Below are 12,859 nucleotides of genomic sequence, written 5' to 3' on the forward strand. Positions count from 1 at the left end.
GCAAAGGTCAATAAAATTCTCATTATATATACACACAAAGGAATTTTTTAATACAAAAATTTTACCTAATATTTACTCAAAGTAAAATTTTAATTTAAAATATTGCTTAAACTTAATCTTATTCAAATTTCAAATCATAAGGGATTTTATTAGAACCTTTAAAATCTACAATTATATAAATAACAAATATTAATAAATTAAATAATAAAGAATAAAAAAATAATCCTTTTTTTATATTTCCCTTTACATCAATAAATTGAAATAAGATAAAACCTTAAGAAAACTATTAACAAACCTTAACATACCATCAATTTTCGATATACAATAATAAATCAAAAAATAAGTACTCTTTTATCATAGAATTTAAAAACTTAATGTAACATTTTCTAATGTTAAATTTACTATCTATGACTTATTCAGGAATAAATTTACTATCTATGACTTATTCATGAATAAATTTATGATTTTTTAATTTTTTAAACTTATATTGTTTTATAATTCTAAAAACTTCTAAATATTATTAAAAATAAAAACTCCCAACTATTAAAACTCATTATCTTTATTTAGATAATATTAAATTTTAATAATTAGAAGTTGTATTTTTAATTATTTAACAAATTTGTTTGGTAGTATTGTAACTGTGGAAGGTATATATGTTATTATTAGTAAAACTAATATTAAAACTATTAACATAGGTATCAAATCTTTCATTTGTTCTTTTAATGATACTTTAGTAATAGAACCAGCAACAAATAAACATACTCCTAATGGAGGTGTACACATTCCAATAGTTAAATTGACAGCCATAATGAGACCAAAGTGAATAAGGTCTATACCAAACATCTGAATTATAGGCAAAAATAATGGTGTAAATATTACAACAGCACTAGTCGTATCTATAAATGTTCCTGCTATTAATAATATAATATTTATTATTAATAGTAACATAAATTTAGATCCAACATTATCAGCTAAAAAAGCTCCTACTGTTTGTGGTATATTATTAACAGTTATTACCCAAGTAAATAATGAAGCTGCTCCTACTACTAATAAAACTTGTCCAGTAGATTTTGCAGCATCTAATAATATTGCTGGTAAATCACTAAGTTTTAACTCTTTATAGACAAATAATCCAATTATTAAAGCATAAAAAGTCGCTACTGTTGCAGATTCGGTAGGAGAAAAAAATCCACTCATTATTCCACCTATTATAATAATTGGCATTATTAATGCTAGTATAGCATCTTTTCCTGCCACTAATATTTCTGAAATTGATGCTTTTTTTTCCCTACCTATATAATTTCTTTTTTTCCCTACAAAATAAGAGTAAATCATCAAAGCTATGCCCATAAGAATTCCAGGTATAAATCCACCTATAAATAATTTTGCTACACTAACATTTGCCATAACTCCATAAATCAAAAGTGGAATTGATGGTGGTATTATTGGCCCTATTGAACCACCAGTTGCAAGTAAAGGAGCACAGAACTCTTTATCATAACCTTTTTCAATCATAATTGGTGCCATTATTCCACCTATAGCAGCCGTCGCAGCTATAGCCGATCCCGTTATTGCAGCAAAAAACATACAAGCTAAAATACTTACCATTGCCAGTCCACTCGGATGATGTCCAATGAGAAGATCCGCAAAATTTACTAATCTATCGCTCATTCCACCCTTAAGCATTAACCCACCAGATAATATAAACAAAGGAATTGCGGTTAATGCAATACTATCAACTCCTGTAAATAGCCTTTGAGCTACAACAAGTAAAGGATACCCATCTGCAACTATCTGTCCTAAAGAAACTATTCCTAATGCAAAAGCTATTGGAATTCCTAAAAGAAATGCTGCAAATAATAATACAATTATCATTCAGTATCACCATCCTTTATTTTTTTTATCTGATGCATTATGATTTCAAGATCATATACTATCAAGAACAATGCACTTATTGGTATAGACGCATAATAATAAATCATTGGTATGGCTGTATAAGGGGCTTTTTGAGTTACTCCTGTTTTAGAAAATTCGATTCCATAAATTAGCAAAAATACAAAAAATCCTAATAATATAATATTTATAATAATTTGTAATACTTTACTTGTTTTAACTGGAATTGCAGAAAAAATTATATCAATATTTAAGTGATCGTTTGTTTTTAAACAATAAGCTGCTCCTAAAAAAACTAAATACACAAAGCTCAATCTTATTATATCTTGACCCCATGCAACCGGCATTTTAAAGAAAAATCTCATTATAACTTGTAAAAAAGTAACAATAGCAAGCACTGCCGAACTTAATATCATTATAAATTTAATAATTTTTTCAAGATACTTCATAGAACCTCCTAATGTTATTTTACATAATCCCTAACTTCATCTACAAATTCAGGACTAACTAATTTTTCAACATCTGGTTTTTTGTATATGTCTTTAGTTGCTTCCACAAAAGAATCTTTATCAACCTCAGTTATTATCATTCCATTGTCTTTTAAATCTTTTAAATATTCTGCTTCATGTTCTGCCACAACTTTTCTTTGTTCTTTTGCCGCTTTATTTGCTGCACTTTGAACAATTTCTTGTTGTTCAGGTGTAAGTTTGTCAAAAAAGTCTTTATTCATAACCATGCTTACAGCTGCATAAGTGTGTCCATCTAAAGATAAATATTTTTGAACTTCATAAAATTTTTGAGTTGCAATTGTAGCTATTGGGTTTTCTTGTCCATCAACCATACCTTGTTGAAGTGCTGTATATAGTTCATTAAAAGAAACTGGAACGGCTGATGCTTTTAAACTATCAAGTAATTCAAACCAGATAGGCGCTTCTTGTACTCTAAATGAAAGTCCCTTCATATCTTCTACTGTTTTTATTTCTTTCTTTGAATTAGAGAAATGCCTAAATCCTAATTCACCAAAAGCTAAATGTTTAAAACCTGCCTCTTCAAATTTTGGATTTAGCTTTTCAGAAATAATACCATCTAAAGCCTTATAAGCTTTTTCTTGATTTTCAAATAAGTAAGGAATTGATAAAATTTGAATTTCAGGAACCCACGCTGGCAATGTTCCATCTGAAGTTACAATTGTCATTTGTATAGTTCCTAGTTTGGTGCCTTCTGCCATCTCCCTTTCTCCACCCAATTGAGCATTAGGATAAACATTTACTTCAAAATCATCTGATGACTCTTCTAAGTACTGTTTAAATAATTCAGCTGCTATCGTTGATTGGTGTTTTTCGTTACCCACACATCCAAGCTTAATCTTTATTTTCCCAGATGACGAATCTTTTGCAGTATCATCTTCTTTTTTAGACCCACATCCTGTGAATGTAAATGTAATTAATAAAAATACTAAAATAACTGAAATTATTTTTTTTAATTTTTTCATAAATTCCTCCTAGTTTACTTGACAAAAATTATCTCTCTTCTTCTGGTATTACATTAATCTCATAATTTAAGTTAATAGTTTTACCTAATACATCATCTACCATTTTTGAATTAAATTTATTTCCATATTTAAATCCATCAACTAATGGAACAGTTCCTGAATAAATTATTGAGTTTTCAATATTTCCAACTCTTTCTTTTAATTCCGTTATTATTTTTTCAACTGGTAAAATTGAAGCCAACGTATCATTTTGATATTCTATTTCTTTTCCATTAATAACTTGAGAAGAGACCAATTTTATAGAATCCCAGTGATCTTTTATATCATCATAATCCCATATTTCTTTTGCTATTGGTTTTAAACATACTTGTTTAGATTTAAAAATACTTACACTTTCTAATCCTCTATCAGTATGATCTGAGCCAACAGTTATATATATTCTCCCATTTTTTATTAAAATAATATATTCTACTTCTCCCGAAGTTTGTTCACCGACGAACTTAAGTTCAGTGTCTTGAGTAACTATTTCCTTAGATACTTCAAAAATTGTAGGAATCCTTTTTGGAGGCTTAACACCTAATTCTCTTTCCAACTCATCAATATGTTCTTGAGTTTTTTCCATGTTTCTTCCTGCATATCCGATTACATAAACTTTGTCAAAATTAAAGTCTATAGTTTTATCATTTAAAATAAATTTTAAGTTTTTCAACTAAATCACCCTATTAATATAACTCTGGACGCCTATCCCTAAAAACATTTATACTTTCTCTAATTTCCTTTATAATATCAAAATCTAATTCTCCAGATTTAATTTCATTTGATTCATATGGTTTAATAATGTATTCTCCCCAAGGATCAATTATCGCACTATGTCCGCCAAAATCTCCTACACTGTTTACGCAAACAATAAACATTTGATTTTCAATAGCTCTTGCCCTATTTAAGACATCCCAATGCATAATTCTTTTTGTCGGCCAAGCAGCTGAATTAAACAGCACTTGAATATTCTCTAGAGCGTATTTCCTTATCCATTCTAAAAACCTAATATCATAACAAATTACCATTCCACACTTTACACCGTCTAACTCAAAAGTTACTAATTTGTCCCCCTTTTCAAATAATTTATCTTCTCCTGATGGTGAAAACAAATGAACTTTATTATATTTAGCTATTTCTTTTCCATTTCTGTCGAAAATATAAGAAGTATTATATAATTTATTATTTGCTTTATTAGAAACTGAACCGCCAACAATATTTACATTAAGTTCTTTCGATAATTTTGATAAAATCTTTCTTGCTTCTATACCTTCATTGTCACTTATTTCCATGACATTTGCTGGAATAAATGAAGTATTCCACATTTCTGGTAAAACTATAACATCTGGATTAGAAAACATTGCTTCTCTAATTTTATTCTCAACACTTTTAAAATTTTCATATACTTTGCCCATTTTAAGCTCACATTGAACTAAACTGACCTTCATAAACGCCTCCTCATTTGTATTTGGTATACCGTATACTAAGATTACCAATAAAGAAAACATTTGTCAACAGTATTTTATCCGATTAATTAAATATTTTTAAAATAAAAAACTCAGCATCAAAACTTAATACTGAGTTCTAAATCTTTTTTATTTTATTTTTTATTGCTTTTCCTTTGAAATCTTCTAATTATTGACTTTTCTGTTTGATCCATATGATACCTCATCGCAAAAATAGCTTCTTCTCTTTTTTTGTTTTTTAAAGAATCTATTATTTTATTATGTTCTTCAACAGTTTCATTTGTTCTTCCAGGATTATCAATAGAAACTAATCCAAAATATCTTATTATATCATTTAAAGTCTTCATCATATCTTTTAATATCTCGTTATTACTTTTATTATAAATATATTCATGAAATCTTCTGTCTGCATAAATAAATTCATTATGAGTTTTTGCATATTTTGTATCTCTTGTTATTAGTTTCAATTCTTCAATATCTGCATTATTTATATTGTTAAAGGATTCGTCAATAGCTAACAATTCCAATGATGCTCTAACTTTTTGCGCTTCCATAATAGTTTTTAAATCAAAATTTCTAACAACATTTGGTTTATATGGCTCATTTATTATCCATCCCTCATAAGAAAGTTTCATTAATGCCTCTCTTACAGGCGTTCTACTTATTCCAAATTCTTCTGACAAGGTTCTCTCATTTAAGGATTTACCAGGTTCAAATTCACCACTTATTATCTTCTCTTTTATTTCTTCATAAGCCGCCATTTTATGGCTTTTCACATTCAGCAATTTTATCAACTCCTAATTTGTTTAATTAAAATAAATAGCTTTAATTATGTAATATGATATACTAATAAATAAAACATATCAATATAAAAATCAAATTTACAAGATATTTTATATTGCAATTCAAATAATTAAAGCTAACGCGCATATTTTATATATTCTAGTAATAATATATAAAATGAAAGTCTTTGTTTTAAAAGAGCGTATAATTTCCTTTATTCTAGAATTCTAGAATTTATACTTATAAATTTATAAAAAGTTAAGTTAAGAAAATAAAAGAAACAATAGAAAATTTAATATTAGAAATTCAATTAAAAATAGAACTAAAGAAATTAAAAAATTTGCTTGTTACAAAGACTTTTAAAAATAGGATATAATTTATAATTACTACTTGGTTTTATAGAAAAGTATTAATGAAAACTTAAATGGATTACTAAAATACTATTAATCTAAAAAAGATCTAGCAAAAATATCAGCGGAAAAACTTATTAAAAATTTAATGAAGCTTAATGGTATATTTAGCAATGTCTAATCACAAAATTTCACTTATATTATATTTTGCTAATTTAGTTTATTATAAATCTTGCAATTCTATTGTGGTTAATCTTCTTATATTAATTTCAAACACTTTAAATATACATAATTACTAACCTCTATCTTCAAAAAATAAAATTATAAAAGAAATAGTTAGGCATATTGCTGCAACAATTATTGACTTTAAGCCAAAGTAATCAGATACAATATTTCCCAAAGCTGCACCTATTCCAAAGATAAAAATCACCATGTAATATTTTTTAGAATTTTCTAAATATTTTCTGTCCTTTGTTATGTGATACTTAGACAGATTTTCCGTTGCACTCCTAAGATTTCCTATACACATAGTTGTTGCAAAATTAAGCCCATAAATTTTTTTAAAAGCATAAACTTGCATTGCACAGGAAAAAGATAGAAGGGCATTTGCAAGATTATTTAAATTTTCAGGAACAATTGAAACAATAATCATAATAATTATTTCAATTACAACTATGTACTGGCGCCAGTGGAGCCTTTTCTTTTCAATTGCATCTTCAAATATTACTGCAACATATATTCCAAAGGTAAAGGCACTAATTGGTATTAAATAAGAAATTGATTCTTTAAAATTTAATTCAACAATATTTTTAAATAGAAGTACAATATTGCCTGTTTGTGCATTTGCAAAGACTTTTCCCCTCATTAAATAGGAATAGGCGTCTTGAAAACCACCTGCTAATGTTATAAAAACTAAAACTAAAAAGGTTTCGTGCAAGTTTTCATAGGTCTTTATTTTCAATTTAATCACCTCTTATAGTTTAATACAAAATTAAATTTCTGCAAATAAAAAGAGATGAGATTTTTAACTCACCTCTTCTTAAGATTTAATACTATTTTTTAAATAGATATTTATTTTATTCCAATATCTTTTCTAAAATAAATACCATCAAAGTTTATTCTATGGGCATTTGCATAGGCTTTTTCACGAGCTTCTTTTAAATCTTTTCCAAGAGCTGTAACAGATAGTACTCTTCCTCCATTTGTGTAAAGTGAATCAGTCTTTTTAGTCCCATTGTGGAAAACCATTATATCTTCGTCCACCTTATCAAGTCCACAAATTTCTTTGTCTTTTTCATAGGAACCAGGATAGCCTCCTGAACACAATATGACTGTTAAACAAGTTTCTTCTTTCCATTTGATGTCTTCCTTTTTTAATTTTCCATCAATTGTTTTATTTAGAATTTCAAATAGATCTGAGTCAAGTCTTGGCATTAAAACTTCTGTCTCAGGATCTCCAAATCGAACATTAAATTCCAAAACCTTTGGTCTATCATCTTCAATCATAAAGCCTATAAATAAAATTCCAGAGTAATTTAATTTTTCTGACTCAAGACCATCTTCAATTTTTCTGTAAATTTTTTCAAGATTTTTTTCTAGTTCTGGACTTACCGAAACTGGAGAATAAGTACCAACTCCTCCAGTGTTTGGTCCTTTGTTGTTATCATAAATTTGCTTGTGATCCTTTGCTCTTTCTAGTGGGAATAATTTATTATTTGAAACTAAACAAAGTACAGATGCTTCTTCTCCTGTTAAAAACTCTTCTATTACAACTGTACTTCCTTCATCTCCAAAAATTTTATCTTTGAAGATCTTTTTAAGGGCATCCTCTGCTTCAGATTCTTCATGACAAATCATTACGCCCTTTCCTAGACAAAGCCCATCAGCTTTTACAACTAATGGGTAATTAAATTCAATAAGCCCATTAATTGCGTCTTCATAATTTTTAAAGCTTTTATATTTTGCTGTTGGAATAGAATATTTTTCCAAAAACTTCTTTGTAAATTCTTTGGATTTTTCAAATCTTGCACATTCTTTATTTGGTCCGAAAATTTTAAGACCCTTTTCATTAAAGGCATCTACAATCCCCATGCAAAGTGGATCTTCTGGTCCAACTACGGTTAAATCAATTTTTTTATTTTCTGCAAATTCTAGAAGTTCATTAATATCCTTGGGGTCAATGTCAATGTTTTTTGCAAAATTTTCTGTGCCTCCATTTCCCCTTGCCATGTAAATTTCATCAACGCTTTTACTTTTTTTTAATTTCCATGCAAGTGCGTGTTCTCTGCCACCATTTCCAATTACAAGTACTTTCATTCGTCCTCCTAGTGTCTGAAATGCCTTATATTTGTAAAGACAAGACAAATACCATTTTCATTTGCATAATCAATTACTTCTTGATCCTTTACAGATCCACCTGGTTGTACTATTACATCAATGCCAGCCTTATCTAAAAGTTCAATTGTATCTCTAAAGAAAAATCCGTCAGAAGCAAGAACAGCTCCCTTTGCTTTTTCTCCCGCTCTGTCAATTGCCTCTTCAACTGCCCAAGACCTCTTCGTTTCACCTTGACCTAGTGCAAGAGTGCCGCCATCCTTTGCAATTACAACTGAATTTGAGAAAGTTGCTTTGCAACAAGTGAAGGCAAATTTCAACTCTTCTAATTCTTTTTCATTTGGCTTTCTATCTGATACAAAGGAAAGTTTTTCTTCATCCCAAACTATATCGTCAGAATCTTGAATTATAATACCATTTAAAACTTGTTTAAATCTCTTTCCACCTTCATATAGTCTTTCAAACTCTGGCACTTCAATAAGTCTAATATTTTTCTTTTCAGTTAGAATTTCAAAGGCTTCTTTAGAAAAACTAGGTGCAACAACAATCTCAAGGAATATTTTTGATAAATGATTGGCAGTTTTTTCGTCTACCTCTCTATTAAGTGCGATTATTCCCCCGAAAATTGATTCATCGTCACATTCATAAGCCTTTATAAAAGCTTCTTCAAGAGTTTCGCCTGTACCAATTCCACATGGATCAGTGTGTTTAATAGCAACAGCTGCTGGTTTTTCAAAATTTACAACTGCATTAATTGCAGAATACATATCGTTTAGGTTATTGTAAGAAATTTGTTTTCCATGAAGAACATTATAAGAAATTCTATCTGGAGTATAGCTGTTTTCGTAGAAAGCAGCCTTTTGATGAGGGTTTTCTCCATATCTTAACTCTTCAGAAAGTTCATAACTCTTGTTTAAATACTTTGGAAATTCTTCAGGTAGTCTCTTCAAGAAATAATTAGAAATAATGGTATCATAATGTGCAGTGTAGCTAAAGGCTTTTTTGGCAAGATACTCTTTAAATTCTAAATTATCTCCATCTAAATTATTAAGTACTTCTTCATAATCACTTGGATCAGTTACAATAAAAACATCTCTATAATTTTTTGCCGCAGCTCTAATCATAGATGGACCACCAATATCGATGTTTTCAATCATAGTATCATGATTAGCTTTTTCAAGTAACTTCTCTTCAAAGGGATATAAATTATTTACAACCATATCGATTGTTTCAATTCCTTCATTTTTTAAAGTTTCCATGTGTTCATTTATGTCACGTCTAGCTAGAATGCCACCGTGTATTTTTGGATTTAAAGTTTTTACTCTACCGTCTAAAATTTCTGGAAAACCTGTTACGCTATCCACAGATATTACATCAATTCCTACTTCCTTTAATTTTTTAAAAGTTCCACCTGTAGAAATGATTTCCCAATTTCTATCTGCAAGTTTTCTCGCAAATTCAACAATTCCCTCTTTGTTAAAAACTGAAATAAGTGCCCTCATACTAACCTCCGATTACAACTTTTCCATTAACGACTTTTAATTTATCTTCGCAAAAATACTTTACTGACTTTGGCAAAATTTCATGTTCAATCTTTAAAACTTTTGCTTGAAGTTCTTCTGGTGTTTCATCTCCTACTTCAGTAATTTTTTGCATGATAATTGGGCCATCATCTGCACATTCATTTACAAAATGAGTAGTTGCACCAGTGTATTTAACACCTTTTTTTATGACAGCCTCATGAACTTTTAACCCATAATAACCCCTGCCACAAAAGGCAGGAATTAGTGATGGGTGGATGTTTATTATTTTATTTTCATAAATTTTTGTGATTTTTTCTGGCAAGATTTTTAAATACCCTGCAAGAACAATTAAATCTATTTTATTTTCAGATAAAGTGCTTATAAGTTTTTCGTCATCTTTGATGACAACGCCCTTAATGCCAGCATTTTTTGCCCTAACAAGACCATAAGCATTTTCTTTATTAGAAATGACAATTTTAACCTTTCCGTTGATATAATCATTTTTTGTATTGTCAATAATGGCTTGAAGATTTGTGCCACCACCTGAAATTAAAACTGCAATATTTTTAGAAACTAAGTTCAATTCTATCTTCTCCAGAAATAATTTTTCCAAGTTCATAAAGTTTTAAGTCGCTGTTTTTAAAAAAATCAACAACTCTTTCTCTATCATCTTCTGAAACAACAATAGTAAGTCCAACTCCCATATTGAAAGTAGAGTACATATCTTTGTCATTAATATCTGCCCACTTTTTTAGAAGTTTAAAAATTTCTGGTGTTTCAATAACAGATGCATCCACTTTGGCACAAAGCCCATCTGGTATCATTCTTGGTATGTTTTCATAAAAACCGCCGCCAGTAATATGGCTCATTCCCTTAATATTAACAGTTTTTAATAGCTCTAAAACTTCTTTTACATAAATTCTAGTTGGTTTTAAAAGTTCTTCCCCAAGAGTACATTCAAGTTCATCGAATTTTTCATTTAAGTCAAAATTGCAGTGGTCAAAAATAATTTTTCTCACTAAAGAATAACCATTTGAGTGAACTCCATTAGATGCAAGTCCAAATACAATATCTCCTTCTTTAATGCTGGAACCGTCGATAATTTTATCTCTATCGACAACTCCTACACAAAATCCAGCAAGGTCATATTGATCTTCTTGATAAACTCCTGGCATTTCTGCAGTTTCTCCACCAATAAGAGATGCTTGAGCTTTTATGCAACCTTCAGCAACTCCCTTTACAATTTCTTCCATTTTTTCAGGTATTAATTTTCCTGTAGCAATGTAATCCAAGAAGAAAAGAGGCTTTGCACCTTGACACAATATATCATTTACACACATGGCAACACAGTCGATGCCAATAGTATCATGTTTATTTAGCATATGTGCCAAAATTACCTTTGTACCAACTCCATCAGTTCCACTTACTAAAACAGGATGTTTAATTTCACTTAAATCTAAATTGAAAAGACCTGAAAAACCACCAATAGATGATAAAACATCCTTTGATTGAGTTTTTGCAACAATACTTTTAATTAATTCAACTTCTCTTTGACCGGCATCAACATCTACGCCTGCGTCTTTGTAATTAATTGCCATCTCCGCTCCTTTTATCCTTCATAAACATAATCGGTGTTTGCAATTTTTTTTGACATATCTGCTCTAAATTTCTTTAATTTTTCCTTTAAATTATCATCAGAAATAGCTAAAATTTCTGCTGCTAAAATTGCAGCATTTTCTCCACCATTTATTGCAACAGTTGCAACAGGCACGCCACTTGGCATTTGAACAGTGGAAAGAAGTGCGTCAAGTCCATCAAGAGTTGAACTCTTAACTGGAACTCCAATAACAGGTCTTGTAGTAAGAGCTGCTATAACACCGCCAAGGTGAGCAGCCTTTCCCGCAATTGATATGAAAACTTGACTTTCATCTTCAGCATTTTTTACATAATTTTGCAATTGATTCAAGGCTCTGTGAGCAGAAATTACTTTGGCGTCATACTCAATTCCAAATTCCATTAATTTTGCAACTATTTTATCTGCAATTTCTCTGTCAGAAATTGAACCCATTATAATTGATACTCTCATTTTATCCCTTAAATATTTAAATATTTTGAAACATCAAGTGGTTTTACATATTCACCGTCTTTATAAGCTCTCATGTTTCCACCACTAACTTCGTCGATTAATACAATTTCATTTGAACCTTCAAGTTTACCATATTCAAATTTAATATCGTAAAGATCAAGTCCACATTCAGCTAAAATATCTTTAACAACATTAGCAATCTTTTTATTCATTTCTACAATTTTATCATATTCTTCAGCTGTTAAAATACCTAAAATAGCAAGCCCATCTTTTGTAATTAGAGGATCATCTCTTCCATCATCCTTTAAAGTAAATTCAGTATATTCAGGAAGGTCAGCCCCTTCTTCAATATAAAGACCATATCTTTTGTAGAAAGAACCTACAGCTTTAAATCTTGTAATAACTTCAAGGCCTTTGCCAAAAACTTTTGCTCTTTTTACTTCCATTAAATTATTATCAACATCTGCAGAAATGTAGTGAGTGTCGATTCCAGCTTCGTTGATTTTTTCAAAGAAGTATTTTGTAACTTTTAAACACTCTTTTCCTGCACCTTCAATACTACCAGCTACTTGGTTTCCACCAGTATCAAAAACTCCGTCAGTTCCTGTCATATCATCCTTAAATTGTAGATAACATCTTCCATTTTCTTCTAAAACATTCTTAGTTTTTCCTTGGTAAATAGTCTTCATAATTCCTCCAGTAAAATAAAATAAAGCCCAAAGAGGCAGATTTCGTAAAACCTACCCCTCTGGGCTTTTTTCCCTAAGGTGTGATACTTTTAAAAAGCATCCGTACCGCTCGGTCCTTGGCAAAGCCCGGATCCCTAGGTACACTTTCACTCAAAATATGAGCTCTCATACAATTAGATTTTAACAATTTAAAATTTAATTGTCAAT

General features: G+C 29.6%; 13 protein-coding genes. All 13 read right to left on the minus strand.

What is annotated here, in order from left to right; genetic code table 11:
• Positions 1-606 precede the first annotated feature (606 nt).
• Positions 607-1,875, minus strand: coding sequence for a TRAP transporter large permease (locus tag BIV18_RS01855; RefSeq protein ID WP_075659036.1), 1,269 nt, complete (start codon positions 1,873-1,875; stop codon positions 607-609).
• Entirely contained in the window at positions 1,872-2,342 is a 471-nt protein-coding gene (locus BIV18_RS01860) for a TRAP transporter small permease (protein ID WP_075659037.1), read from the minus strand. Before BIV18_RS01860 ends, BIV18_RS01855 begins: the two co-directional genes overlap by 4 nt.
• A gap of 14 nt (positions 2,343-2,356) precedes the next feature.
• Positions 2,357-3,385 carry a TRAP transporter substrate-binding protein gene (locus BIV18_RS01865; RefSeq protein WP_083635516.1) on the minus strand — a complete coding sequence of 343 codons (1,029 nt, stop codon included), beginning with the start codon at positions 3,383-3,385 and terminating at the stop codon, positions 2,357-2,359.
• 28 nt (positions 3,386-3,413) lie between these two features.
• Complete coding sequence (locus BIV18_RS01870) at positions 3,414-4,094, minus strand: DUF2848 family protein (RefSeq protein WP_075659038.1); 681 nt, start codon at positions 4,092-4,094, stop codon at positions 3,414-3,416.
• Positions 4,095-4,107: 13 nt separating this feature from the next.
• Entirely contained in the window at positions 4,108-4,869 is a 762-nt protein-coding gene (locus BIV18_RS01875) for a carbon-nitrogen family hydrolase (RefSeq protein WP_075659039.1), read from the minus strand.
• 152 nt (positions 4,870-5,021) lie between these two features.
• The gene (locus BIV18_RS01880; RefSeq protein ID WP_144015193.1) at positions 5,022-5,663 is read right to left on the minus strand and encodes a GntR family transcriptional regulator; all 642 of its coding nucleotides are present in this window, start codon (positions 5,661-5,663) and stop codon (positions 5,022-5,024) included.
• 652 nt (positions 5,664-6,315) lie between these two features.
• A complete protein-coding gene (locus tag BIV18_RS01885; RefSeq protein WP_235860761.1) occupies positions 6,316-6,990 on the minus strand; it encodes a YoaK family protein in 675 nt (224 codons plus the stop codon).
• Between the two features lie 101 nt (positions 6,991-7,091).
• Positions 7,092-8,336 (minus strand): phosphoribosylamine--glycine ligase, encoded by a 1,245-nt coding sequence (gene purD, locus BIV18_RS01890; protein ID WP_075659042.1) that lies wholly within the window; start codon positions 8,334-8,336, stop codon positions 7,092-7,094.
• 8 nt (positions 8,337-8,344) lie between these two features.
• Entirely contained in the window at positions 8,345-9,856 is a 1,512-nt protein-coding gene (purH, locus tag BIV18_RS01895) for a bifunctional phosphoribosylaminoimidazolecarboxamide formyltransferase/IMP cyclohydrolase (RefSeq protein WP_075659043.1), read from the minus strand.
• Between the two features lies 1 nt (position 9,857).
• Entirely contained in the window at positions 9,858-10,460 is a 603-nt protein-coding gene (gene purN / locus BIV18_RS01900; RefSeq protein ID WP_235860762.1) for a phosphoribosylglycinamide formyltransferase, read from the minus strand.
• On the minus strand, positions 10,444-11,475 hold the full coding sequence (gene purM / locus BIV18_RS01905; protein WP_075659045.1) for a phosphoribosylformylglycinamidine cyclo-ligase: 1,032 nt from the start codon (positions 11,473-11,475) through the stop codon (positions 10,444-10,446). Before purM ends, purN begins: the two co-directional genes overlap by 17 nt.
• Before the next feature lie 11 nt (positions 11,476-11,486).
• On the minus strand, positions 11,487-11,963 hold the full coding sequence (gene purE, locus BIV18_RS01910) for a 5-(carboxyamino)imidazole ribonucleotide mutase (protein ID WP_075659046.1): 477 nt from the start codon (positions 11,961-11,963) through the stop codon (positions 11,487-11,489).
• Positions 11,964-11,971: 8 nt separating this feature from the next.
• Positions 11,972-12,652, minus strand: a complete 681-nt coding sequence (locus BIV18_RS01915; RefSeq protein WP_075659047.1) for a phosphoribosylaminoimidazolesuccinocarboxamide synthase — start codon at positions 12,650-12,652, stop codon at positions 11,972-11,974.
• Positions 12,653-12,859: the final 207 nt, after the last annotated feature.

It is taken from the genome of Peptoniphilus grossensis, assembly GCF_001940285.1.
Taxonomy (GTDB): domain Bacteria; phylum Bacillota; class Clostridia; order Tissierellales; family Peptoniphilaceae; genus Peptoniphilus_A; species Peptoniphilus_A faecalis.